The sequence below is a fragment of the Citrobacter sp. Cpo126 genome (genome assembly GCF_030332445.1).
In the GTDB taxonomy this organism is placed as follows: domain Bacteria; phylum Pseudomonadota; class Gammaproteobacteria; order Enterobacterales; family Enterobacteriaceae; genus Citrobacter; species Citrobacter portucalensis.
In genome coordinates this window covers 130,163-155,705 of sequence record NZ_JAOWHT010000026.1, presented here as the reverse complement: position 1 = coordinate 155,705, position 25,543 = coordinate 130,163, and the positions used below count along the sequence as shown (strand labels likewise).

23 protein-coding genes, 1 other RNA gene and 1 pseudogene are annotated in these 25,543 nt (G+C 53.2%); 7 read left to right on the top strand and 18 right to left on the bottom strand.

Features of this window, described 5'->3' with window-relative positions; translation table 11 throughout:
* Nucleotides 1-170 precede the first annotated feature (170 nt).
* Nucleotides 171-1,724 (top strand): cyclic di-3',5'-guanosine monophosphate phosphodiesterase PdeB, encoded by a 1,554-nt coding sequence (pdeB, locus tag OGY17_RS04885; protein ID WP_286606523.1) that lies wholly within the window; start codon nt 171-173, stop codon nt 1,722-1,724.
* Nucleotides 1,725-1,775: 51 nt separating this feature from the next.
* Here pdeB and OGY17_RS04880 read toward each other — a convergent pair whose 3' ends face one another.
* Together OGY17_RS04880 and yczE are read right to left on the bottom strand one after the other, a co-directional pair.
* A complete protein-coding gene (locus OGY17_RS04880; protein WP_048226278.1) occupies nt 1,776-2,129 on the bottom strand; it encodes a DUF1428 domain-containing protein in 354 nt (117 codons plus the stop codon).
* A 64-nt stretch (nt 2,130-2,193) separates the two neighbouring features.
* A complete protein-coding gene (gene yczE, locus OGY17_RS04875; protein ID WP_071445860.1) occupies nt 2,194-2,823 on the bottom strand; it encodes a membrane protein YczE in 630 nt (209 codons plus the stop codon).
* 87 nt (nt 2,824-2,910) lie between these two features.
* Between yczE and yczR the strand changes: the two genes are divergently transcribed.
* Nucleotides 2,911-4,338 carry a MocR-like transcription factor YczR gene (gene yczR, locus OGY17_RS04870; RefSeq protein ID WP_111465984.1) on the top strand — a complete coding sequence of 476 codons (1,428 nt, stop codon included), beginning with the start codon at nt 2,911-2,913 and terminating at the stop codon, nt 4,336-4,338.
* A 59-nt stretch (nt 4,339-4,397) separates the two neighbouring features.
* On the opposite strand, the gene OGY17_RS04865 is transcribed toward yczR, so the two are convergent.
* The 3 genes from OGY17_RS04865 to ffs all read right to left on the bottom strand — a co-directional run bounded on the left by OGY17_RS04865 (nt 4,398) and on the right by ffs (nt 5,159).
* The gene (locus OGY17_RS04865; protein WP_008783956.1) at nt 4,398-4,616 is read right to left on the bottom strand and encodes a hypothetical protein; all 219 of its coding nucleotides are present in this window, start codon (nt 4,614-4,616) and stop codon (nt 4,398-4,400) included.
* Nucleotides 4,613-4,864 carry a hypothetical protein gene (locus tag OGY17_RS04860; protein ID WP_003831029.1) on the bottom strand — a complete coding sequence of 84 codons (252 nt, stop codon included), beginning with the start codon at nt 4,862-4,864 and terminating at the stop codon, nt 4,613-4,615. Before OGY17_RS04860 ends, OGY17_RS04865 begins: the two co-directional genes overlap by 4 nt.
* Before the next feature lie 198 nt (nt 4,865-5,062).
* An RNA gene (gene ffs / locus OGY17_RS04855) (signal recognition particle sRNA small type) lies at nt 5,063-5,159 on the bottom strand.
* 84 nt (nt 5,160-5,243) lie between these two features.
* On the opposite strand from ffs, the pseudogene OGY17_RS04850 reads away from it, so the two are divergent.
* A pseudogene (locus OGY17_RS04850) lies at nt 5,244-5,633 on the top strand (MGMT family protein).
* A gap of 31 nt (nt 5,634-5,664) precedes the next feature.
* Here OGY17_RS04850 and OGY17_RS04845 read toward each other — a convergent pair.
* The gene (locus OGY17_RS04845; protein WP_003021666.1) at nt 5,665-6,234 is read right to left on the bottom strand and encodes a YbaY family lipoprotein; all 570 of its coding nucleotides are present in this window, start codon (nt 6,232-6,234) and stop codon (nt 5,665-5,667) included.
* 212 nt (nt 6,235-6,446) lie between these two features.
* On the opposite strand from OGY17_RS04845, the gene tesB reads away from it, so the two are divergent.
* On the top strand, nt 6,447-7,307 hold the full coding sequence (gene tesB / locus OGY17_RS04840) for an acyl-CoA thioesterase II (RefSeq protein WP_003831027.1): 861 nt from the start codon (nt 6,447-6,449) through the stop codon (nt 7,305-7,307).
* A gap of 50 nt (nt 7,308-7,357) precedes the next feature.
* On the opposite strand, the gene amtB is transcribed toward tesB, so the two are convergent.
* The 5 genes from amtB to decR all read right to left on the bottom strand — a co-directional run bounded on the left by amtB (nt 7,358) and on the right by decR (nt 13,309).
* A complete protein-coding gene (amtB, locus tag OGY17_RS04835) occupies nt 7,358-8,644 on the bottom strand; it encodes an ammonium transporter AmtB (RefSeq protein ID WP_008783954.1) in 1,287 nt (428 codons plus the stop codon).
* Between the two features lie 31 nt (nt 8,645-8,675).
* Complete coding sequence (gene glnK / locus OGY17_RS04830; protein WP_003021657.1) at nt 8,676-9,014, bottom strand: P-II family nitrogen regulator; 339 nt, start codon at nt 9,012-9,014, stop codon at nt 8,676-8,678.
* Between the two features lie 248 nt (nt 9,015-9,262).
* Nucleotides 9,263-11,041: a SmdB family multidrug efflux ABC transporter permease/ATP-binding protein gene (locus OGY17_RS04825; protein ID WP_008783952.1), complete on the bottom strand. Its 1,779-nt coding sequence runs from the start codon at nt 11,039-11,041 to the stop codon at nt 9,263-9,265.
* Complete coding sequence (locus tag OGY17_RS04820) at nt 11,034-12,806, bottom strand: SmdA family multidrug ABC transporter permease/ATP-binding protein (protein ID WP_020996575.1); 1,773 nt, start codon at nt 12,804-12,806, stop codon at nt 11,034-11,036. The genes OGY17_RS04825 and OGY17_RS04820 overlap by 8 nt, the downstream gene beginning before the upstream one ends.
* 44 nt (nt 12,807-12,850) lie before the next feature.
* Complete coding sequence (gene decR, locus OGY17_RS04815) at nt 12,851-13,309, bottom strand: DNA-binding transcriptional regulator DecR (RefSeq protein ID WP_003831023.1); 459 nt, start codon at nt 13,307-13,309, stop codon at nt 12,851-12,853.
* 116 nt (nt 13,310-13,425) lie between these two features.
* Between decR and OGY17_RS04810 the strand changes: the two genes are divergently transcribed.
* Nucleotides 13,426-14,481, top strand: coding sequence for a PLP-dependent cysteine synthase family protein (locus tag OGY17_RS04810; RefSeq protein ID WP_286606518.1), 1,056 nt, complete (start codon nt 13,426-13,428; stop codon nt 14,479-14,481).
* Between the two features lie 50 nt (nt 14,482-14,531).
* Here OGY17_RS04810 and cof read toward each other — a convergent pair whose 3' ends face one another.
* Nucleotides 14,532-15,350, bottom strand: coding sequence for an HMP-PP phosphatase (gene cof / locus OGY17_RS04805; protein WP_128612072.1), 819 nt, complete (start codon nt 15,348-15,350; stop codon nt 14,532-14,534).
* A gap of 144 nt (nt 15,351-15,494) precedes the next feature.
* On the opposite strand from cof, the gene OGY17_RS04800 reads away from it, so the two are divergent.
* Nucleotides 15,495-17,195, top strand: a complete 1,701-nt coding sequence (locus OGY17_RS04800) for an SgrR family transcriptional regulator (protein WP_286606514.1) — start codon at nt 15,495-15,497, stop codon at nt 17,193-17,195.
* A gap of 65 nt (nt 17,196-17,260) precedes the next feature.
* On the top strand, nt 17,261-17,956 hold the full coding sequence (queC, locus tag OGY17_RS04795) for a 7-cyano-7-deazaguanine synthase QueC (protein ID WP_043015404.1): 696 nt from the start codon (nt 17,261-17,263) through the stop codon (nt 17,954-17,956).
* Between the two features lie 105 nt (nt 17,957-18,061).
* Here the strand turns inward: queC and fadM are convergent, their stop codons facing one another.
* The 6 genes from fadM to clpX all read right to left on the bottom strand — a co-directional run bounded on the left by fadM (nt 18,062) and on the right by clpX (nt 25,525).
* Nucleotides 18,062-18,460: a long-chain acyl-CoA thioesterase FadM gene (fadM, locus tag OGY17_RS04790; protein WP_003021636.1), complete on the bottom strand. Its 399-nt coding sequence runs from the start codon at nt 18,458-18,460 to the stop codon at nt 18,062-18,064.
* A 106-nt stretch (nt 18,461-18,566) separates the two neighbouring features.
* A complete protein-coding gene (locus OGY17_RS04785; protein ID WP_048226287.1) occupies nt 18,567-18,941 on the bottom strand; it encodes a helix-hairpin-helix domain-containing protein in 375 nt (124 codons plus the stop codon).
* Nucleotides 18,942-19,087: 146 nt separating this feature from the next.
* The gene (gene ppiD, locus OGY17_RS04780) at nt 19,088-20,962 is read right to left on the bottom strand and encodes a peptidylprolyl isomerase (protein ID WP_003831016.1); all 1,875 of its coding nucleotides are present in this window, start codon (nt 20,960-20,962) and stop codon (nt 19,088-19,090) included.
* 268 nt (nt 20,963-21,230) lie between these two features.
* Nucleotides 21,231-21,521, bottom strand: coding sequence for a nucleoid-associated protein HU-beta (gene hupB / locus OGY17_RS04775; RefSeq protein ID WP_219352570.1), 291 nt, complete (start codon nt 21,519-21,521; stop codon nt 21,231-21,233).
* 190 nt (nt 21,522-21,711) lie between these two features.
* Nucleotides 21,712-24,066 (bottom strand): endopeptidase La, encoded by a 2,355-nt coding sequence (gene lon / locus OGY17_RS04770; protein WP_003831014.1) that lies wholly within the window; start codon nt 24,064-24,066, stop codon nt 21,712-21,714.
* Nucleotides 24,067-24,250: 184 nt separating this feature from the next.
* A complete protein-coding gene (gene clpX, locus OGY17_RS04765; protein ID WP_003831013.1) occupies nt 24,251-25,525 on the bottom strand; it encodes an ATP-dependent protease ATP-binding subunit ClpX in 1,275 nt (424 codons plus the stop codon).
* Nucleotides 25,526-25,543 lie beyond the last annotated feature (18 nt).

Sequence of the window (25,543 nt, the reverse complement as noted above, 5' to 3'; positions counted from 1 at the left end):
CGTTATAACATAACCATTAAAATACACCACTCTTGTATAAACCACAACCTGATTTACGCTACAGGGAGTCAAACGGGATGATAAATGGCCGTAAATATATGATGCCAATCGAATAGCTTTTTGGGGTTTCGGATATACTTTCCCTACACTGTGTAAATAAGGATATCACTGTGACAACACGACATTTGATAAGCCTGGTGACTGGGGTACTGTTCCTTTCCATCCTCGCGCCTGTAGGTTTAAGCCTGTGGCTGGCACATCGACAGGTCGAAACGAAATTTATCGATGAACTCGACATGTTCTCAACACGAGTCGCACTACGTACGGAACGCGTAGGCGAGCAGGCGAAAAAAGCATTACGCCATATTGAAGCATTTCAGGGGGTGCCTTGCAGTGACGAGCATTTGCTGGAAATGCGTCGTTTGTCCTATAGCTACCGCTATATTCAGGAAGTGCTGTACCTCAAAGATAATGTTCCGCAATGCTCATCTCTGGAAAAAAGAAGCCAGGCAGACGCATTTCCACCCGCAATGAAAGTCACGCCTGATGGATATCGCGCATGGCTTACCACGCAAAATGATTTGGGCATCAAGCGCTTTATGGCAGCATTAGGGAGCGAACATTATGTTGTGATGGTCGATCCGGGTTCTTTCATTGACGTCATCCCTTTTGGCTCATGGCCGATTGAAGTGACTATCATTGGCACCGTGCGCAACGTTGTTGTTGCCAGTAGCGCCAACCTGCCATCGGACGTTTTACAGCATGTACAGCAAGAAAAATCGATTACTCATTTTAAAAAAGATGGCAGCATTTATAACGCCCGCCCCTTTCCTGAGTTGGGTATTACGATCGTAACCTGGGCATCTACCCTGCCATTGCAAAAAACCTGGCACCGGCAGGCACTGATCTGGCTCCCGGCAGGCATTCTTATAGGCTTGCTCACCGCCGCCTTTGTTTTGCGTATTTTGCGCCGCTTACAGTCGCCCCATCACCAATTACAGGACGCTATCCAGCATCGGGACATCAAAGTCCACTACCAACCAATTATCTCGCTCAAAACGGGGAAAGTGGTTGGAGCAGAGGCGCTGGCTCGCTGGCAGCAGGCCGACGGAAGCTATCTGTCGCCGGAAGTTTTCGTCGCGCTGGCGCATGAAACCGGGCTGACAGAGCCTCTCACACGGTTGATTATTGAAAGCGCATTTGAAGATTTAGGTAAATGGCTGCGTCAGCATCCAGACCAGCATATATCCATCAATCTTGAGTCAGCCGATCTGGCCTCCGAAACGCTTCCTGCTCTGTTAAGTCAGAAAGTGAACCACTGGCAACTTAAGCCTACGCAAATCGCGCTGGAACTAACCGAACGCGAGTTTGCCGACCCGAAAAACAGCGCGCCGTTTATTGCCAAATACCGTCAGGCAGGTCATTCAATCTATATTGATGACTTTGGCACCGGCTATTCCAGCCTGAGCTATTTACAGGATCTGGATGTCGACATCCTGAAGATAGACAAATCGTTCGTTGATGCACTGGAATACAACAACGTGACGCCGCATATCATCGAGATAGCAAAAACGCTGAAACTTGAGATGGTGGCGGAAGGTATCGAAACCGAGAATCAGGAAGCCTGGCTACGCCAGCATGGCGTGCAGTACGGTCAGGGCTGGCTTTACAGCAAAGCGCTGCCGAAGGCGGAATTTATTCTGTGGGCAGAAAAACGGCTTTAACATTGCTGTTGATGTTGAGATGGCTGGCGGCACGCCGCACAGCCAGTCACATCACTCTTCCATAATGGGCGCAAATCCACCGTAGATCATTCGCTTGCCGTCAAATGGCATAGATTCACCGAACTCCTTCATACGGGGATCGGACATCATCTTCTGATTCGCCGCATCGCGGACCTCTTTGGAAGGGTATTCAATCCAGCTGAATACCACTTCTTCATGCTCCTGTGCTTTCACAGCCATGCGAAAATCGGTCAGTTTGCCGTCGGGGACATCATCTGCCCAGCACTCCACTATGCGCAATGCACCGAACTCCTTGAAAAGCGGAGCTGCTTTTGCCGCCATCGCAATGTACGCCTCCTTGTTTTCAGCGGGTACGGCAACCACAAAGCCATCAACATACTTCATGAGAAAAACCTCCGAAGTGTACTGCGCGGCAAGCCGATTCCGGCCGCGTCAGTCGAGGTTAAGTTTAGTCGCCAGTAGGCGATCGCGCCCCAGGTGCATTCCTGATACGCGTACATGACTGCGGCTGATGCCGAAACCACGGCAGGCAAAGCTGAATGAGCGGCCCGATTGCCAAGGCATACAGCACCGTACCAACCCCCACGGTTCCCCCCAGCAGCCAACCGATAAGCAGCACCGACACTTCGATTGCGGTTCGAATTCGTCGTACTGGCCAGCCGGTACGCGCGTGGATACCTGTCATCAGACCATCACGCGGACCGGCGCCAAAACCTGCGCCAATGTACAGGCTGGTTGCTAACGCATTCAATATTACCGCTGACACCAGCAGCCCGCTGCGCGCCAGCAGAGATTCAAATCCAGGAATCACCAGCAGCGCGGCATCTGCCGCCAGCCCGATCATAATCACGTTGCTCAGCGTGCCAAAGCCTGGACGCTGGCGCAGCGGTATCCACGCCAGCAACACCAACACGCCAACGGCAATAATCACCACGCCGATATTCATCGACAATAAATTGGCTACACCCAGGTGAAACACGTTCCACGGATCGGCCCCTAAATCAGCACGGACAAACATCGCCGTCGACACACCGTACAGCGTCAGCCCGATAAACAGCTGAAGTAAACGACGCAGCATGCTTTTCCCCTCTCACTCTCGGATAACTTTCATCTTCACCGCAATTGGCACTATGATTAATGTCCAGTTTTCAAAAAGTGGACTGCTATGTCATCTCGCCGTTATGGAAGTCAGTCTTTGCAACGCCTGCTCGGACACTGGCTGGAAAGCCCCTCGCGAACGCCCATCTGGCGACAGCTGGCAGAAGCGTTACGTCTGCTTATTCTCGATGGTCGACTGGCGCTGGATAGCCGCTTACCGGGTGAACGCGAGCTCGCCGTCGTCCTGCAAGTAAGTCGAACTACCGTCGCCAGCGCTATGGCGCAACTGCGTGAAGAGGGATATCTGGAAAGCCGTCATGGTAGCGGTTCACGGGTGATCCTGCCGGAACATATTCGCCATGTGCCAACCCGGACCAGTACCGGCACAGCACTTGATTTGTCCACGGCGGCTCTAAGTGCCGGTCCCGAAATTCATCAGGCTTACCAGCAGGCGCTGTTTGCTATGCCACAGCATTTGCTGAGCTCCGGGTATCTGCCGCAGGGGTTGTCGGTATTACGTGAATCCATCGCCCGGCATTATTGCGATCGCGGGCTCCCGACGCAGCCCGATGAAATCATGGTCGTGAATGGTGCAGTCAGCGGCCTGGCGCTGATCCTGCGTTTGCTCACCGGCCCCGGCGATCGCGTAGTGGTAGATCACCCCACTTATCCGCTGGCGATTGCCGCGATTCAAGGCGCATCCTGTCGCCCCGTCGGCGTGTCGCTACCCGAGCACGGTTGGGATACCGCGGGTCTGGTCGCCACCATCGCGCAAACCGCACCGAGAATGGCCTACCTGATGCCGGACTTTCACAATCCGACCGGGCGTTGCATGGACGCTGCAACTCGCCAGGTCGTGGCGGATATTACCGAACGAACCCGCACTACCCTGGTGGTCGATGAGACGATGGTGAACCTGTGGTATGACGCCCCGCCGCCGCCGCCGCTTGCCACATTCAATCGCGACGCGCCGATCATTCTATTGGGTTCGGCCGGGAAAAGCTTTTGGGGGGGATTACGTCTGGGCTGGATCCGGGCGTCGGCGCGAACCATTGCGGCGCTGGTACAAACCCGCGACACCTTCGATTTAGGCTCCCCCGTGCTTGAACAACTTGCCACCAGCTGGCTGCTGGATAACGCCGCCGACTTTCTTCCTGACAGAAGACGGCTACTCACATCGCAGCGCGATCTGTGCTCAAGCCTGATGAACGCACATTTCCCGGAGTGGCAGTTTACCCAGCCACAGGGAGGACTCTCTTTTTGGGTTGAACTGCCCGATACGCTGGCAACGCTATTCGCTACGCGCGCCGAAAGCGTAGGCATTCAATTAGGAACCGGTACGCGGTTTGGGCTTGATGGCGCATTCGATCGTTTTTTGCGTATGCCTTTCACGTTGCCGGATGACACAGCGCGTGCCGCCTTCAGGGTGTTACAACCCATTTGGGATAACCTGCGTTTGCAGGCCAGCAGCGGGAAAGTACGCAAAATAATCTAAGCGACGAGTCAAAGGACTCGCCCTTATAAGCCGGGATGGATGAGAGAGTCCCGGTGATATTACCGCTGAGGGGGAACCGGAAAACCCTTCAGTGAAATCACGAAATTTTCACCGTCTTTCTTAATTTTTGCCCCAGCATCACACCAGTCTGAGGCAATACGGAAGAACTCATCGCTGCCGACATTCCAGCTCAGGCGGACATGTTTCACATAACCGGAGCGTAGTAAATCACAAGCTTCGCCGTAATTACTGGCGGTTGAGAGCGGTTGTTGTTTCATTTTTTCTTCTTCAGTAGTCTGCGCAATGCTTTGATTTCTTTAGGAGTCAGTGCTTCAACTACGGACTCTTCCGTATGCTGGCTATCGATATCCTCAGCGGAGACTCCTGCCTCTTCAACGGCGGTAAACGCAATCAGCAGCAGTTTTTCCGTCGCAACACTTAAATTTTCGTTATGCACTTCAGCGTAATGGCGAAGCTTTTCTTTTAGCGCCTCATCAATTTTGACATTCAATACAGCGGTCGACATCGTAGAAAATCCTTGTGGTCAGCCAAAACACACCGGATGTAAGACCCTGTCGTTACAGCGCGATGGCGGCGGCAAAAGCAACAAATAACATCCCCGAAACACATTGACAGCATTTGATGACAATAAAATGACAATACGATGACAAAGAAAAGAAGATAAGAAGAAGGGAAATTGCCGGACGGCAGAATTGGGTGGGGGCCCTGCCAGCTACATCCCGGCACACACGTCATCTGCCTTGGCTGCTTCCTTCCGGACCTGACCTGGTAAACAGAGTAGTGTTGCGGGAGAACCAACAGAGCCCCCATTGAGAGCGTTGTTAACCAACGCGCAGGCGCATTATCACTGCTGCACCCTGTAATTGCAACCCATCCAGCATCGGATGCTGTTTTCTTGTGCAATGCGGCTTCACTCCCTCGCCATTCGGCATTATGCTGGAGGATTAGCGCAGGAATAAATAATGGATATACAAGACACTTTCCCCCAACGCGTCTGGCAAATCGTCGCGTCAATCCCCGAAGGTTTCGTCACCACGTATGGCGATGTTGCCAGGCTTGCCGGTTCGCCGCGCGCTGCGCGCCAGGTCGGCGGCGTGCTTAAGCGTCTCCCCGAAGGCAGCACTTTGCCCTGGCATCGGGTGGTTAATCGTCATGGTGCCATTTCGCTGACCGGCCCCGACTTACAACGGCAGCGTCAGGCGTTGCTGGCAGAAGGAATAGTGGTTTCAGGAAGCGGGCAGATCGATTTACAGCGCTATCGCTGGGTGTACTAACCCTCTCCAGGCGGAGAGGGTTACGACTGCCTTAGTACTGCGTGGGAGCAGGAACGGCAGAAGAAGGATTCACCTGGGTTGGTGACGTTGACGGCACCGTGGTGGCTGCCCCACCGCTTGCCTGAACCGGTACTGCTGTTTGCTGTACAGGAACCAGCGTCAGATCGGCTTTCGTACCACCCTGATTAATGACCGTCTGAACGGTATCAGTAATAAAGACCAGTTTGTCATTAACCGTAATTGCCGCACTCAGCAGAATACGGGCGTTAGGCTGAATATCTGCCGGGTTAAATGGTAATACAAAGCTGAATGGCGCCTGCTTACCTTCAGTACGGACTGCTTTTTGCGACAGCACTTTTGACGGTGCATCGGCCAGCGACGCATCTGACAGCGTGACGGTCAGCACCGCATCGGGTGGCAAGGCCACTTTCTGGCGGATCCATACCGTACCAGAAACATTTGGCTGTTGAATTTTAGACTGTGTGTCAGCAATTGACGTATTAGGGCTTGGCGCAGGTGTCTGAATATCTGCACTTTTATCAGCACAGGCCGCCAGAGCGACCGCAACCGCTAAACCACTTACCATGTGCACGAGTTTCATTAAATTCTCCTTATCATCTATGCACCAGCGAGAACTTTCCTCGCCAGAAGAGTGGTTAACAAAAACATAACGTGACTAAGTGTGGCACAAGACAGCTGTTTTTGCCTGTAATAGGCCTTTAATTCAGACAATTGCACCCATCGGACCACTTTCAAAATTGCGTTATACTCTGCCTACCTCGCTGCGAGATCGATATAACCTGGAGAGCACGTATGAGTCTGGCGCTGAAAAATTTGCTGACATTGTTAAATCTGGAAAAAATTGAAGAAGGACTCTTTCGGGGCCAAAGTGAAGACTTAGGGTTACGTCAGGTTTTTGGGGGACAGGTTGTTGGTCAGGCGCTGTATGCCGCCAAAGAAACCGTACCGGAAGAGCGTCTGGTGCACTCCTTCCACAGCTACTTTTTACGCCCCGGCGATAGCCAAAAACCCATCATCTATGATGTAGAAGTCTTGCGTGATGGTAACAGCTTCAGCGCGCGCCGCGTTGCCGCAATTCAGAATGGTAAACCCATTTTTTACATGACCGCCTCTTTCCAGGCACCGGAAGACGGATTTGAGCATCAGAAAACCATGCCGGATGCGCCGGGTCCCGATGAGCTGAAATCAGAAACAGAAATTGCCCGCTCAGTGGCGCATTTGCTGCCGCCGCTGTTGAAAGAAAAATTTATCAACGATCGTCCGTTGGAAGTGCGCCCGGTTGAATTTCATAACCCCTTAAAAGGTCACGTCGCACCTCCGGCGCGCCAGGTATGGATCCGTGCAAACGGCGAGCTGCAGGACGATCTGCGCGTCCATCAATATCTGCTGGGTTATGCCTCAGACCTGAACTTCCTACCTGTAGCGCTGCAACCGTACGGGATTGGTTTTCTGGAAAAAGGGATTCAGATCGCCACCATTGACCATTCAATGTGGTTCCACCGTCCGTTCAATATTAATGAGTGGTTGTTGTATAACGTCGAGAGTACTTCTGCCTCCGGTGCCAGAGGTTTTGTACGCGGGGAGTTTTATACGCAGGACGGCGTGCTGGTCGCCTCTACCGTGCAGGAAGGGGTAATGCGTAATCGCAATTGAGAATTACCGGATGGTGGCGCAAAAGCGTTGCCATCCGGCAGATTGAAACATCAAGCGTTGTAAGCGTTCTCGCCGTGACTGTTCACATCCAGACCTTCGCGTTCTTGCTCTTCCGGTACGCGCAGACCCACCGTCATATCCGCCAGCTTATAGCCAATGAAGGCCACCACGCCGGACCAGACGATGGTGATCGCCACGCTTTCCAGTTGCACCAGCAGCTGATGCCCCATGGTCACGCCCTCAGCAAAGCCCACGCCGCCCAGTGAGCTGGCAGCGAAAACCCCGGTCAGGATGCAGCCAACAATACCGCACACGCCGTGCACGCCAAACACGTCACACGGATCGTCCACGCGCAGAAAACGCTTCAGCATGGTTACACCCCACAGGCCAGCCAGCCCCGCAACGACACCGATAATCAGCGCCCCGCCGACACCGATGTAGCCACATGCAGGTGTTACGCCCACCAGACCTGCAATAGCACCGGAACAGGCGCCCAGCAGAGACGGTTTACCACGCAGCGCCCATTCACCGAAGATCCATCCGAGGATGGCGGCAGCGGTGGCGACCACGGTATTGACGAAGGCCAGTGCAGCAATTTCATTCGCCGTTCCCGCTGAACCGGCGTTAAAGCCAAACCAACCAATGTAGAGAATAGCGGTACCGGTGAAGACCATCGGCAGGTTATGCGGTTTAAAGGCTTCTTTGCCAAAACCGACGCGTTTGCCAATCAGATACGCGCCAACCAGACCGGCAATCGCTGCGTTGATGTGCACGACCGTCCCGCCCGCAAAATCCAGTGCGCCGTGAGAAGCCAGCAATCCGCCGCCCCAGACCATATGTGCAATGGGGATGTACGACAGCGTTAACCACACCACCACAAAAATCAGCACCGCAGAGAAACGAATACGCTCAGCCAGCGCCCCAACAATCAGCCCAACGGTGATGCAGGCAAAAGACCCCTGAAAAGCAACGTGAATGTACTGGTAGAAGCTCCCCGTGACCGCCGTCAGCGCGATGTTCTTCAGCAATACCCAGTTGAAGTTGCCGAAGAAATTATTCCCTTCGCCAAAGGCCAGTGAGTAGCCATAAACCACCCATAGAATACAAACCAGAGCGAATGTCACCGTCACCTGAGTCAGCATCGACAGCACGTTCTTACCGCGAATCAAACCGCCGTAGAACAACGCAATGCCAGGGATAGTCATAAACAGCACCAGCGCGGTACAGATCATCATAAAAGCGTTATCTGCTTTATCCGCAACCGCCGGTGCCGCCATTGCCAGTCCCGGCAGTAGCGCCAGTGAAGCAATACCCGTTTTCATCGTTGCTATCTTCATTTTTTGGTTTCCTATCACTGTGTGCCAGAAGTTACAGTGCGGCTTCGTCGGCTTCGCCGGTACGAATACGAATCACACGTTGCAGCTCGGCGACGAAGATTTTGCCGTCGCCAATTTTTCCGGTGTATGCCGCCTTACTGATGACATCAATCACGCCATCCAGTTGGTCGTCGGCAATCGCCACATCAATCTTCACCTTTGGCAGAAAATTGACGCTATATTCAGCCCCACGGTACAGCTCAGCATGACCTTTCTGTCGGCCAAACCCCTTCACTTCGGTGACGGTCAGCCCCTGAATACCAATAGACGACAGTGCTTCACGGACGTCTTCCAGTTTGAACGGTTTGATTACCACGGTAACCAGCTTCATAGATCCCCTCCAGTCAGAATTCAGTAGTGGCTGCAGATACACGAGAGGAATATTGCAAGGGGTGTGCCAGGAATGAAAAACGCGGAATGATTCAGGTTCGCCGGGTACTGCCGGGAGAGAAAAAGAAAAAACGCACTATAACGGTGCATAGTGCGTTACATTTTTGCACCAGATTGTTGATTGCCGGATGGCGGCGTAAACGCCTTACCCGGCCTACGATACCGCGTGGCCGGATAAGCACTGCGCCGTCAGGCGATAACAGAATCCTCTTGTGTGCTGGCGGCTAACTCTTCCCCCGCCAGTTGCAGCTGATACATCTGCCAGTAACGGCCTTGCGCCGCCAGTAATTGCTGGTGCGTACCACGCTCAACCGCCTGACCGCGATGCAGCACCAGAATGGTATCCGCATCGACAATCGTCGATAACCGATGCGCAATCACCACCAGCGTAGTGTGTTCACGGACCGCCGCCAGCGCGTGCTGAATGGCCTGTTCAGTACCGGAATCAATACTGGCCGTGGCTTCATCGAGAATCAGCACCTGCGGCGTTTCAACCAATACCCGCGCCAGCGCCAGCAGCTGTTTCTGCCCAACGGAGAGATTATTGCCCTGCTCGCCCAGCCGGGTATGAATCCCCTCGCTCAAACCCCGAGCCAGTTCTGCCAGTTGCACAGTCTCCAGCGCCTGCCAGACCCGCTCTTCTGAGATATCGCGACCCAGCGTGACGTTTGCCAGGAAGGTATCCGCCATCACCACCGGATCCTGCTGCACCATCGCGATGCCCTGACGTAACGCACCGTGGCTCAGAGAAGACAACGGACGTCCGTCAAGGCGGATTTCCCCCTGCGTCAGCGGGTAATATCCCATCAGCAGGCTGGCCAGCGTGCTTTTGCCGCTGCCTGTGTGTCCGACCAAAGCCACAAAGCTGCGCGAAGGCACGGACAGACTGATGTTTTGCAGCACCAGATTGTCGTCGCGATAGGCAAATGAAACGTTATCCACCTCAATGTCTCCGCTTTTGAGCGGGCGATCGTCTTCACCATAGCGCTGACGAGGCCCGTCCATCAGTTCGAACACTCGCTCACCAGCGACAACCGCCTGCTGCAGCATTGATTGCTGGGTGGTCAGCTCGATCAGCGGTTCGTTCAAACGGCCGAGGTAGCTGATGAACGCGTACAGCACGCCAACCTCGATGGAGGTGCCAGAGGTAAAACTGAACAGCATCAGCAAACCGCAGAGGATCAGTGCCGAGAACAGGCTCAGCAGCGGACGCAGCAAAAAACCATCCAGTCGCAGGGTTTGCATACGCGCCATATAGTGCGAGCGGCTGGCCTCACCCATTCTCTCGCCAAACCTTGCCTGCTGGCGGAACTGCTGGATAACGCTCATGCCGTTGATGACTTCGTTAAAGCCATCGTTAATATCCGCCAGATAAGCGCGCACCCGGCGCACAATCGGGGTGCTGTAGCGTTGGTAAATCACCATCACCACCAGCACGGCTGGGAAAATGGCCATTGCCACCAGCGCCATGCGCCATTCCAGGCTGAACATTGCCACCAACATCGCGCCGATTAAGGCCGCGCTGCGCAGGACCGTTGCGACCACCGTCACGTACAAGTCGCGAATAACTTCAGTATCATTGGTCACGCGGGAGATAAGCTGCCCGACGGGCTGAGTATCAAAAGCGCTGAGCGGCTGACGCAGCGCAGCGTCCATTACGTCGGTGCGTAACTGTTGTACTACGCCAACCGCCGCCTGGTTAAACAGCAATGACTGAGCGTAATGCAGACCTGCCGCCAGCAGTTGCAGACCGACATAGGCCGCAACCAGCCCGGCAACCATCGCCAATGGCAGATTGTTCTTCGCCACCATGTTATCGATAAAATAGCTAATCAGCAGCGGACCGCTGACTTCCGCCGCAGCCGCCACCCACAGCATAACTACCGCAATCGCCAGCTGTTTTCGCCATGGGGAACCATACGCCAGCAGTCTTTTCAGAGTTGGCCATAATTGCCCGAAACTACGCATTAGCCGCCTCCTCGTTTATCTCTGGTGCATCAGACAGCGCCGCTTCAAGTTGCTGATAGCGGTACATGTCGCGATACCAACCGGGCTGTTGCACTAAAGATTCATGCTCACCGCGCTGAGCAATATGCCCATGCTGCATCACGATAATCTCGCTGGCTTCCGTCAGAGCCGATAAACGGTGTGCGCTGATAATCACGGTTCTGCCTTCGCCCCACTGGCGCAGGTTATGTAGGATCTGATGTTCGGTACGACCATCCACCGCCGACAGCGCATCATCCAGAATCAGAATTTCAGCGTTCAGCAATAACGCTCGAGCGATAGAAATACGCTGTTTTTGCCCGCCAGACAGCATCACCCCGCGTTCGCCCACTTCGGTGTCGTAGCCCTGAGGAAGACGTAAAATATCCTCATGAACGCTGGCAAGGCGCGCCACATGCTCGATCTCTTCCTGCGTGGCCTGCGGACGTCCTAAGGCGATGTTATTACCGACGGTATCGGAAAACAGGAATGGCGTCTGGCTGACAACCGCCAGTCGGCTGCGCCAGCTATCCAGCTGTAAGCGCGTTAATGGGATATCATGAAAGCGCACATCGCCTTGGGTGATATCAAAATGACGCTGGATCAGCGACAGCACCGTACTTTTTCCCGCGCCGGTCGGACCACAGATGCCCAGCATCTGTCCAGGTTTGAGCTGGAAATTCACATTTTCCAGCGCCGGGTGGGTGGTTTGCGGGTAACAAAATTCGCGAATCGCTACCGCCAGCTCGCCGCGTCCTTCCGGCACCGGTTCAGTACCGTCATCCACTACCGGCGCTTCTGCCAGCATGGCGCGAATTCGGCTATACGCGGCGCTGCCGCGTTCGACGATATTAAACATCCAGGCCAGCGCCAGCATCGGCCAAATCATCAGACCGAGATACATCATAAAGCTGGTGAGCTGCCCGAGCGTCAGCGAGCCGTGAACCACCATCCAGCTTCCCCCAGCAATCGCCAGCAGGTTAGCCATACCAATGGCGATATAAATCGTAGGATCAAAGCGGGCGTCAATGCGCGCCACACGCAGGTTTTTCTTACCGGTATCTTCAGCATCAGCGGCAAATAATGCCGACTGCCGATCCTCCAGCCCAAAGGCCTTGATCATACGAATACTGGTCAGGCTTTCCTGAGTACGATCGTTGAGACTGGAAAACGCCGCCTGCGCCAGCTTAAAACGGTTATGGAGTCGATCGCCGTAACGTTTGATCATCAACGCCATCACCGGCATCGGCAGCAGCGCAATGAGCGTCAGTTGCCAGCTTATCTGCGTTGACATCACGATCAGCACCGCACACCCCATTACCAGCGAATCCACCAGCGTCAGCACCCCTTCTCCGGCGGCAAATACGACGCGATCGACATCGTTGGTTGCCCGCGCCATCAGATCGCCCGTACGGTGACGCAGATAAAATTCTGGATGCTGGCGACTCAACTGACGGTAATAATCTTCCCGCAGTTCAACCGCCAGTTGGTAGGATGCGCCAAACAGCAGCACGCGCCAGACATAACGCAGCAAATAAACCACCACGGCAATCAGGGCAATTGTCCCCACCCACATCAGCAGCCGCTCGGTGGTGAAGCGTTGAGTCGTCACGCCATCCACAATGATCCCGACCACTTTCGGCGGAATAAGCTGAAGGATAGCGATGATGATAAGCAAGGCCACTGCCCCGAGGTAGCGACGCCACTCCCGGCGGAAGTACCAGCTTAATTGAGCAAATAATCGCACGCGTTATATCCTGACAAGATTTCCGGCAATAAGCGCCGGGAGAATTATTCAATAGGTAGAGCAGTTGTGTATTTAATCTGTTCCATGGCAAAGCTGGAGGTGACGTCAGACAGGCCCGGTACGCTGTTCACCAGGCGCTTATAGAATTCATCATAGCTTTTCATATCAGCAACCTGCACTCGCATCAGGTAGTCATACTCCCCTGCCATACGCCAGAACCCCAGAACCTCGGGCATTCCGGTCACTTCAGTGACAAAGCGGCAATACCATTCGCTACTGTGATGCTGAGTTTTGATCAGCACAAACGCCGTTAAGCCCAGCCCCAGTTTTTCTGGATCCAACAGGGCGACTCTGCCCAGCAGGATACCGTCATCCTCGAGTCGTTTGAGACGTTTCCAGCAAGGGGTGGTAGTCAGATTAACGGCATCTGCTAATGCCTGCAAAGAAAGGGTGCAGTCCTGTTGCAGTAAGCCGAGTAGCTTGCGGTCAATTTTGTCTAACATATCCACTCCACAGAGAAGAATTTTCTCCTTACATTCTATTTTAAAGGCTAAATGGCAACAATTTTTTCCGTGCTTTTCGCTATTCTGGGCACAAAATGACAAATGGATATCTATTAATGATGAATAGCTCCTGGGTTAAAAACGCCATCAATGAAATCAACGCGGATTATCAGCGTTCTGCGGATACGCATCTCATTCGCCTGTCGCTACCGGCGTTCCCGGGCATTCAGCTCTATTTAAAAGATGAGAGCACGCATCCGACCGGGAGTCTGAAGCATCGTCTGGCGCGCTCACTGTTTCTGTACGGATTGTGCAATGGCTGGGTCAAAGAAGGCACCACCATCATTGAATCATCGTCCGGTTCAACGGCGGTCTCTGAGGCTTATTTCGCTCGACTGTTAGGGTTGCCATTTATTGCCGTCATGCCTTCCTGTACGGCAAAACGTAAAGTTGAACAGATTGAATTTTACGGCGGTCGCTGTCATTTCGTGGAAAGCGCCTGCGAAATCTATGCAGCCTCTGAGCAACTGGCGCGTGAGCTGAACGGTCATTACATGGACCAGTTCACTTACGCTGAGCGCGCCACCGACTGGCGCGGCAATAATAATATCGCCGACAGCATCTTTCGTCAGATGCAGTGCGAGCCCAACCCCGTTCCCCGCCATATTGTGATGAGCGCCGGAACCGGTGGCACCTCAGCAACCATTGGCCGCTATATTCGCTGTCAGGGCTACGATACTCAACTGATGGTGGTAGACCCGGAAAACTCGGTCTTTCTGCCCTTCTGGCAGGATCGCGATGCCACGTTACGCAGTCCGGTAGGAAGTAAAATTGAAGGCATTGGCCGCCCGCGTGTCGAACCGTCTTTCATTCCTGACGTGGTCGATGAAATGCTGCGCGTGCCGGATGCCGCAAGCGTGGCCACCGCACACTGGCTGGAAACGCAGTTGGGCCGCAAGGTCGGCGCCTCTACCGGCACAAACATGTGGGGAACGCTACAACTTGCCGCCCGTATGCGCGATGCAGGCGTTACCGGTTCGCTGGTGACACTGTTGTGTGACAGCGGCGAACGCTATCTGGAAACCTACTACAACCCACAGTGGGTCGACGCGCACATCGGTGATTTAACGCCGTGGAAAGCGGAGCTTGCCCAACTACTGAACACCCATTAATGGGATAAAAAAAAGCCAGACGCGAAGTCTGGCTTGCTGGAAGGGATCTCTCATTCGGGGGAATAAGGTAGATGTGGATTGTCCAGCCAATGCGTCAAAAAGTGTGACACTGCCTGATTACGGCAATGCCCAATCACCGATAAATGAGGCAGTTCAGCAATCAGTTGCGGCATCGCGTTACCCATAATCAGGCCGCGCCCAACGCTGCCTAACATTTCACGATCGTTCATGGCATCGCCAAACGCCATACACTCGGCCAGTGAATAACCTAAATGGTCGCTCAACACCGCCAATGCCGATCCTTTATTACAGCCCAGCGGCAGCACCTCAAGGCAATCAAACGCGGAAAAACAGAGATTCGCCTGTTCACCCAGCGCTTCATTCAGTTGAATGCGCAACTGGATAAGAGAGTCATGATCGCCGCAGAAGCAGACTTTGGTGACCTGATGCGCCGGAATACGTTTCACATCGACGATCTGATAGCGAAATCCGCTATATACATGCGCCTGCAGCAGCGAGGGGATCTCTTGTCCGGTGAACCAGCCATTGTCATTAAAGACATGCATGCTGGCGGTAGTGTCCCACTTCTGATGCAACACAATGTCCGCGACATTCGGATCCAGATCCTGACGGTGTAACACATCGCCCTCAAGAGAGTGAATGCGCGTGCCATTACCCGTGATCAAAAAGGCGTCCAGCGAGATCGAGCCTAAAATATGGCGCATCTCAAGCACATGGCGACCGGTAGCAAATGTCAGAGTAATATCGCGTTCACGCAGGCGCGACAGCGTTGAAAGCGTTTCGTCACCTAAATGGTGATTCGGCATCAAAAGGGTGCCATCCATATCAAATGCAGCCAGACGAGCCATTTCTTTCTCCACACTGTGACGCGGTTAACTTGTGATCCAGTATCACCTGAGATATACGGAAGTAATAGTGAATAGATAAAATGAATTGTTCCGGGTTTCTCTACGCATAAACCGTTAACGAACATCCTGAAGGAAAAAGTATCAATGCGTCTGCTTAATCGCCTGAACCAGTACCAACGCCTGTGGCTGCCCTCGAACGGCGAACCGCAGTCGGTGACCGTCGGGGAACTGGCCGAACGCTGTTTTTGTAGCGAACGCCATGTGCGTACCCTGCTAAAGCAAGCGCAGGATGCAGGCTGGCTGGAGTGGCATGCCCAGTCGGGGCGCGGGAAACGCGGGCAGCTGCGGTTTTTAGTGACGCCAGATTCACTGCGCAACACCATGATGGAACAGGCGCTGCAAAAGGGCGAGCAGCTTAGCGTACTGGAACTGGCTCAGCTGGCGCCGGGTGAATTAAGAACACTGTTACAACCGTTTATGGGCGGTCAGTGGCAAAACGACACGCCAACCCTGCGTATACCCTATTACCGCCCGCTCGACCCCTTGCACCCCGGGTTTCTCCCCGGTCGCGCGGAGCAACACCTCGCTGGACAAGTTTTCTCTGGCCTGACCCGGTTTGACAGCACTACGCAACGTCCCTGTGGAGACTTAGCCCACCACTGGAATATCTCCGCTGACGGCCTGCGCTGGGATTTCTATATTCGTTCCACCCTGTACTGGCATAACGGCGATGCGGTCAGCAGCACACAGCTACATCAGCAGTTGCTGAAGCTGTTAGAACTCCCCGCGCTGAATAAGCTGTTTATCAGCGTAAAGCGCATTGAGGTGACGCATCCCCAGTGTCTGACCTTTATTCTGCATCGTCCCGACTTCTGGCTGGCGCACCGTCTGGCAAGCTACAGCAGTCACCTGGCGCATCCTGAGCACCCGTTTGTGGGTACCGGCCCGTTCCGGCTGACGCTGTTTACTCCTGAGCTGGTGCGTATCGAGAGCCACGATCACTACCATCTGAGTCATCCGCTGCTAAAAGCCATTGAATACTGGATAACCCCGCAGCTCTTCTCCCAGGATTTGGGCACCAGCTGTCGCCATCCGGTGCAAATTGCGATTGGTAAACCCGAAGAGTTGCCTATGCTAAGCCAGGTAAGCAGCGGGATCAGTCTTGGTTTTTGCTATCTCACGCTCAGAAAAAGCGCGCGCCTGAATACGCAGCAGGCCCGTAGACTGATCAATATCATCCACCGTTCTTCCCTGCTACAAACGCTTGAAGTGGATGAAAATCTGATCACGCCAAGCAATGCACTGCTCCCCGGATGGACTATCCCGCAATGGGATGAACTCGACGAGGTAGCGCTGCCGGAAAAGCTGACGCTGGCTTATCACCTGCCGGTAGAACTTCACGCTATGGCTGAACAGCTTCGCCAGGCGTTGGCGCTGCTCGGCTGTGAATTAACGCTTATTTTTCATAATGCTAAAAACTGGGATGGCGATCATCCCTTAGCCCAGGCCGACCTGATGATGGGCGACAGGCTGATTGGTGAGGCACCTGAATATACTCTCGAACAGTGGTTGCGCTGCGATCAGCTCTGGTCACATGTATTGAATGCGCCAACATACACACATTTGCAAACGACCCTGGATGCCCTTCAAATTCAGGCCGATGAGGACGATCGCCACGCGGCTTTACAACAAGTTTTCGCCACGCTAATGCATAACGCTACCCTGACGCCACTGTTCAATTATCACTATCGCATCAGCGCGCCACCGGGCGTGAACGGCGTACGCCTGAATCCTCGTGGCTGGTTCGAGTTTACCGAAGCCTGGCTGCCACCTCCTTCCGCGTGAAGAAGCTGGTCGACGGCACGCCCAGGCGCTACCATAAGGGCTTCGTTATTTTGTCAGGAAAAGCCATGAAACGTGCCGTTGTTGTATTCAGTGGAGGTCAGGACTCCACGACTTGTCTGGCGCAAGCGCTGCATCAGTATGATGAAGTGCACTGCGTGACCTTTGATTATGGTCAGCGCCATCGCGCTGAGATTGATGTCGCACGTGACCTGGCCTTAAAACTTGGCGCGCGCGCGCACAAAGTGCTTGATGTCACATTGCTCAGTGAACTGGCTGTCAGCAGCCTGACCCGCGATAACATTCCGGTACCCGATTACGAACCGGATGCGAACGGCATTCCCAATACCTTTGTGCCAGGACGCAATATTCTGTTCTTAACGCTGGCAGCAATTTACGCGTACCAGGTGCAGGCAGAGGCGGTCATTACCGGCGTTTGTGAGACCGATTTCTCCGGCTATCCGGACTGTCGCGATGAGTTCGTTAAAGCCCTGAACCATGCTGTAAGCTTGGGGATGGCGAAAGATATTCGCTTTGAAACCCCACTGATGTGGATCGATAAAGCCGAAACCTGGGCACTGGCCGATTATTGGGGCAAGCTGGACCTGGTACGCGAAGAAACGCTGACCTGCTATAACGGCATCAAAGGTGACGGTTGCGGTCACTGTGCGGCGTGTAATCTGCGTGCCAACGGCCTGAACCATTATCTGGCGGATAAATCGGCAGTGATGGCGGCAATGAAGCAGAAAACCGGGTTAAAGTGATTGTATTGCCGGATGGCGCTTTGCTTATCCGGCCTACATGCAGTTGCAGCAACTCTTGTAGGCCGGATAAGACGCTTGAGCGTCGCCTTCCGGCAGTCGCAGCCACTACTGCACCATCTGCTCCAGTTTTTCGCGCAACTCCCCTTCCAGCGGCAGCGCTTTTTGCGTCTTCAAATCAATGCAGACGAACGTAATCAGCGCATCAGCCACCACCTGCCCTTCCGGCTCCAGGGTAATGGTCTGATTTAACACACCACTTTTGCCATTTAACTGTTGAACCTGACTGGTGATAGTCAGCAGGTCGCTCAGCACCGCAGGACGGCGGTAGTTGATATTAATATTCACGACCACAAAAGCGATGTTGTGTGCGGTCATCCACTGAAAGCTGTCGCTGTTTTCCAGACCATCCCAGCGGGCCTCTTCCAGAAACTCCAGATAGCGGGCATTGTTAACGTGCTGATAGACATCAAGATGAAAACCACGAACTTTGATTTGTGTTTGCATAGCGCAGGAGCCTTACGTTGTTTTTATAGGAACAGACTTTAGGGTAAAGAGGTCATAACTGGTATGACCTCTACAGTCTGGCAAACTTTCAGCGCTCTGCAAGTTATTAAAGTGTTAAAACTGCCAGATTACGCTCAACCAGCGAACTACCCATGCCCGGCACCTGCTTTAAATCGTCCACCGTTTTAAACGGCCCGTACTCCTCACGATAGCTCACAATCGCCTGCGCTTTCTTTAGACCCACGCCATTCATAACTCGCGCTAAATCCTCCGCAGAAGCGCTGTTGATGCTTACCCTGGTGCCTTCATCGTCACTTGCTTTAGCGGGCAGTGTGGCTTTGCTTTGTGCCGCCCCTGAGTTTTCCGCTTTGGTTTGAGTCGCCAGGCTTTTGGCGACAGGCTCAGCCGCCAATGCGGTTTGGGCCATACCAGCGCAGGTCAATGAAAGAGTGATAAGCAGAGCTTTGATTCCATGTTTCATACTGTTTTCTCCTTGTTTGTTAACAGTGGAATCACGATAGCGAGGTGCAGAACGGCAGACAAACGGCAAATATCAGAAATGGAAAAGGCCGCGAAAGCGGCCTTTGGTAGATACAACTTTTTGCAATTTTTTGCGAACTGCCTCGGTTATTGCTGCTGTTCCAGCGCATCACCGATTTTAATTTTTGCGGCTTTACGCAGGTTGCTCATCAGCGCTTCGAAGACAATCTGCGCGTTGTTCTGAGTGATCCCCTGAACCATCGCTTTCTTCTGCGCTTCAGGCATAGAACCGGCTTTCACCTCGTCCAACGCCAACAGAACAACGTTACCCTGCATGTCGTTCGCGACGCCGTAGCTCGGTTTGTCTTTCGCCGGCAGGCTCAGACCAAAGGCAGCCTGGCTCAGCGGATCCTGACCCGTACGGCTCAGCGTTTTCGCCTCGCCAAAGCTCAGACCCGCCGCTTTCATCGCTTCATCGCCTTTACCGGCTTTCAGATCCGCCAGCAGTTTATCGGCATCAAGCTTCGCCTGCTGCTCTGCTTTATTGTGCTTAACGAGCGCAGTTACCTGCTCTTTCACTTCAGCCAGTGGCTTCACGGCTTCGGCTTTGTGCTCTGCAATACGCAGCACGAACGCACGATCGCCGTCCACGGTGATGATATCGGAGTTACTGCCAGGCGTACCGTTCTCACCAACCAGACCACCATTGAAAATGATGTCAGCGACTGGTTTGAAATTCAGTTCTTCCGGCAGGCTGTCACGGCTAAACCAGCCCGTTTCAACCGCTTTCATACCCGCAGCCTGCTCTGCACCCGCCAGAGATTCGTTATCATTGCTGGCCGCGTCGCTGACTTTCTGCTGCAGCGCATAGTACGCATCCAGCGCTTTTTCCTGCTTCACTTTTGCCGCAATCTCGTCACGGGCTTCGCTCAGCGGTTTAACTTGCGCAGGCTGTACGTCGTCAAGACGCGCAACGAGGAAACCAACGGAAGACTTAATTACGCCAGACAGTTGGCCTTTTTCTTTCAGACCGGCATTTTTCAGCTCATCCGGGGTGGTGGAATCTTCCAGCCATCCCATATCGCCGCCTTTACGGGCAGAGATGATATCGGCAGATTTTTCTTTCGCCAGCGCAGCAAAATCACCACCTTTGTTCAGCTCGTCCAGTACCGCTTTGGCTTCATCTTCCGTTTTGGTCTGAATGATGCTGTAGCGGTTACGCTGCGGCTGAGTGAACTGATCCTGATGCTGGTCATAGTAAGACTGAATATCAGCATCGCTGGCCGTCTCCTGCATTGCAGCAGCGTCCAGCTTGATGTAGCTCACGCGGAACTGTTCCGGCGTCATAAAGTTGTTTTTATTCTGCTCGTAGTAGCTGGCAACTTCCTGCTCGGTAACAGACTGCTTCGCGGCCAGTGCGTTAACGTCAATCGTCGCCTCGCGCACGATACGCTGCTGTGCGACCAGCGCCGCCAGTTCGTCCGTTTCACCTTTCAGCATGAAGTCCGTACCGGCAACACCGTTAATCAGCTGCTGTGTCGTAAGCTGATTACGTAATGCCTGAGCGTACTGGTCTGCAGTCATTCCCATTTGATTGACAATCGCGTTGTAGCGGTTGTTATCAAACTTGCCGTCCACCTGGAACGCAGGCGTGGCGAAAATGGCCTGTTTAACCTGATCGTCGCTGATATTGAGCTTAAGCTCGCGGGAATACTGATCCAGCAGTGCTTCGTCAACAAGACGATTCAGCACCTGCTGACGCAGCGTTTTCATATAACCTTCGTTCGCGGCCAGCTCGGAGTATTGATCGCCCAGCTGTTGCTGCATGCGGTTACGTTCGCTGTTGAACGCATTCTCGAACTGCCCGCGGCTGATCTCCTGGCCATTCACTTTGGCGGCGAAGTTATTGCCTCCGCCAATCAGGTAACCACTCACGCCGGTCAAAATGAACGACACGATAATGATACCGAAAATAATCTTGAGCACGAGACTGTTAGCAGCCGTGCGTAAGCTGTCCATCATGGTGTAACCACACTCCGCTGTAGATGACTATACGCGTTATCCTCTCTGCTGCTCCCGCGTTGATGACAACAACGGCAACAAGGATTTTGAGTATATATGCTTCACGCAGCATAGCGTTTCCTGAACGCTGCGCACAAAGGTCTATTGTGACAAGAAACAGGGGCAATTGTCAGCCCACAACGCGTAGAAAGTACCGGAATTACAAATAAAAAAGGCACATCAGTCGATGCGCCCTTGTACTTCGTCACATCCCCAAAGGGGAAATCACTTAGTTTACCGCGTCTTTCAGTGCTTTACCTGCACGGAAGCCCGGTACTTTAGCCGCGGCGATGGTGATCTCTTTACCTGTTTGCGGGTTGCGACCAGTACGGGCAGCACGCTCTTTAACGGCAAAAGTACCAAAACCTACCAGCGCTACGTCATCACCTTCTTTCAGAGATTCGGTAACAGAAGCAATAATTGCATCTAACGCACGTCCAGCCGCAGCTTTAGAGATATCAGCCCCTGCAGCAATTTTGTCGATCAGTTGAGATTTATTCACTCTTCTCTTCCTCTTTATAATTTATATCGCACCTGAATCCTTCAAAGTGCGACCGCGCAGCAGTTATATCAGGCCTGCCATGCCCTTACAACACCCGTTAATGATGGCAAGCCTAATCCGTTATCTAAATTAGCTATACAAAAAAAGGCTGGCAAGCCCGAAATGGCCTGCCAGCCCTGTTTTTATTAATGCTCTTTGCGCGAGGTCACTATTTTGCCGTCACAACCTGCATTCCAGAGGGTTCATTTTGCAATGCAAGAGTCAGAACTTCCTCAATACGTTTCACCGGGTGAATATTAAGATCGGCAATTACGTTGTCCGGAATCTCTTCCAGGTCACGTTTGTTCTCATCGGGAATTAAGACCGTCTTAATGCCGCCACGGTGTGCCGCCAGCAGTTTTTCTTTCAAACCACCGATAGGCAGAACCTGACCACGCAGGGTGATCTCACCCGTCATCGCCACGTCGGCGCGAACTGGGTTACCGGTAAGACAAGAAACCAGCGCAGTACACATAGCAATACCCGCACTTGGACCGTCTTTCGGCGTAGCCCCTTCAGGTACGTGAACGTGGATGTCGCGTTTTTCGTAAAAGTCCGGGTTAATACCCAGTTTTTCCGCACGCGCACGCACCACGGTCAGCGCAGCCTGAATCGACTCCTGCATGACTTCACCCAGAGAACCGGTGTAGGTCAACTTACCTTTACCCGGTACGCAGGCGGTTTCGATAGTCAGCAGATCGCCGCCCACTTCCGTCCACGCCAGACCCGTCACCTGACCAACGCGGTTTTCGTTGTCCGCGCGGCCATAGTCAAAGCGCTGTACACCCAGATAGTCGTGCAGGTTGTCGCCATTGATCTCAATATGTTTCAGCGATTTATCCAGCAGCAGCTGTTTCACCGCTTTACGGCACAGTTTAGAGATTTCACGTTCCAGACTACGCACGCCTGCTTCACGGGTGTAGTAACGAATAATGCCCACAATGGCGCTATCGTCGACCGTCAGCTCACCTTTTTTCAGCGCATTACGCTCAATCTGTTTCGGCAACAGGTGACGTTTGGCAATGTTCAGCTTTTCGTCTTCGGTATAACCGGACAGACGGATCACTTCCATACGATCCAGCAACGGTGCTGGAATATTCATGGAGTTAGAGGTCGCAACAAACATTACGTCGCTGAGATCGTAGTCCACTTCCAGGTAGTGATCGCTGAACGCCACGTTCTGCTCTGGATCCAGCACTTCAAGCAGTGCGGAAGCCGGATCGCCACGCATGTCGGAAGACATTTTGTCGATCTCATCAAGCAGGAACAGCGGGTTTTTAACGCCCACTTTGGCCATTTTCTGGATCAGTTTACCCGGCATAGAACCGATATAGGTCCGGCGGTGACCGCGAATTTCGGCTTCATCACGCACGCCGCCCAGCGCCATACGGATGTATTTACGCCCAGTTGCCTTAGCGATGGACTGCCCCAGAGAGGTTTTACCTACCCCCGGCGGTCCAACCAGACACAGGATCGGCCCCTTGATTTTATTTACACGGCTTTGAACCGCGAGGTACTCAAGGATACGGTCTTTGACGCGCTCCAGACCATAATGGTCGGTATCGAGGATTTCCTGCGCCTGACGCAGGTCTTTTTTGACCTTGCTACGCGCATTCCACGGCACCTGTACCATCCAGTCGATGTAGCCACGCACCACGGTCGCTTCCGCCGACATAGGAGACATCATTTTCAGCTTCTGCAGTTCTGCTTCCGCTTTCTCTTTTGCCTCTTTCGGCATTTTCGCCGCGTCGATTTTACGCTTCAACGCTTCGTTTTCGTCCGGTGCATCGTCCATCTCACCGAGTTCTTTCTGAATAGCTTTCATCTGCTCGTTCAGATAGTACTCACGCTGAGATTTTTCCATCTGCTTTTTCACACGGTTGCGAATGCGTTTCTCAACCTGCAGCAGATCGATTTCAGACTCCATCATCGCCATCAGATATTCCAGACGTTCGTTAACGTCGGACATCTCCAGCACGGACTGCTTGTCAGCCAGCTTCAGCGGCATGTGTGCAGCGATGGTATCCGCCAGACGTGCAGGATCGTCAATGCTGTTCAGCGACGTCAGCACTTCTGGTGGGATTTTCTTGTTCAGCTTGATATAGCCTTCGAACTGGCTGATAGCGGTACGCACCAGCACTTCCTGTTCGCGCTCATCAATAGCAGGCGAGTCAAGGTACTCTGCTTTCGCAGAGAAATGCTCGCCGTTGTCAGACAGCGCAGAAATACGCGCACGCTGTAACCCCTCGACCAGCACTTTTACGGTGCCGTCAGGCAGTTTCAGCATCTGCAAAATAGAGGCCACGGTCCCGACGGTGAAAAGATCGTTTACACCCGGCTCATCCGTTGACGCTTCTTTCTGTGCGACCAGCATGATTTTTTTATCATGGTCCATAGCCGCTTCCAGACAACGGATAGATTTTTCCCGCCCTACAAATAAGGGTATGACCATGTGCGGATAAACCACCACATCGCGCAACGGCAATACGGGGATTTCAATGCGTTCAGAACGCTCAGGATTCATAGAGCTCTCTCTTAGTTTAGTTTCCGCCAGGTAATCAGATGGTACGACTGTGCTTCACACCACCTTTAACATGTATGTCAGTATATGGGGATGTTTCCCACACATTCAACGCCATGTTTACGGAAAAATAAAAGGGGAGATAAAATCCCCCCTTTTTAATTAAATGTCTGTATGAATTGATGAATTATTCGCCAGATGCCTGCTGCGCTTCCGGCTTACCGTAAATCAGCAATGGCTTGCTCTGACCGCCAATCACCGACTCATCGATCACCACTTTTTCGACGTCTTCCATAGAAGGCAGATCGTACATGGTGTCGAGCAGCGCGGCTTCGACGATAGAACGCAGACCACGAGCACCGGTTTTACGCGCCATCGCTTTCTTAGCGATCGCATCCAGCGCTTCCTCACGGAATTCCAGATCGACACCTTCAAGATTGAACAGCGCCTGGTACTGCTTGGTCAGGGCGTTTTTCGGCTCTTTGAGGATCTGGATCAACGCTTCTTCGCTCAGCTCGCTCAGTGTTGCCACAACCGGCAGACGACCGATGAACTCAGGGATCAGACCAAATTTGATCAGATCTTCCGGTTCGACCTGCGACAGCAGTTCACCTTCGCTGGCTTTATCAGACTGTGCTTTTACCGTTGCGCCAAAACCAATGCCGGAGCCGGTTTCAACACGGTTAGCAATCACTTTATCCAGACCGGCAAATGCACCACCGCAGATAAACAGGATCTTGGAGGTATCAACCTGCAGGAATTCCTGCTGAGGATGTTTACGACCACCCTGTGGCGGAACGGCAGCAACCGTCCCTTCGATCAGTTTCAACAGCGCCTGCTGTACGCCTTCGCCGGAAACGTCACGGGTAATAGATGGGTTATCAGACTTACGAGAAATCTTGTCGATCTCATCGATATAGACGATCCCACGCTGTGCTTTCTGCACGTCGTAATCGCACTTCTGCAACAGTTTCTGAATAATATTTTCAACATCTTCACCCACATAACCGGCTTCGGTCAGCGTGGTGGCATCAGCCATGGTGAACGGAACGTCCAGCAGGCGCGCCAGCGTTTCAGCCAGCAGCGTTTTACCGGAACCCGTCGGGCCAATCAGCAGGATGTTACTTTTGCCCAACTCGACGCCATTGCTGGTGTCGCCATTGCGCAGACGTTTGTAATGGTTGTATACCGCGACCGCCAGCACTTTCTTCGCCTGCTCCTGACCGATAACGTAATCGTCCAGGTGGTTGCGAATTTCATGTGGCGTCGGCAGCGCACTGCGTTCACGGTGCGGTGCTACTTCCTTAATCTCTTCGCGAATGATGTCGTTGCATAAATCAACACATTCGTCGCAGATATACACGGATGGACCGGCAATCAGCTTACGCACTTCATGCTGGCTTTTGCCGCAAAAAGAGCAGTACAACAATTTGCCCGAGCCATCTTTGCGTTTATCTGTCATGGGTCAAAACCTCTTCTT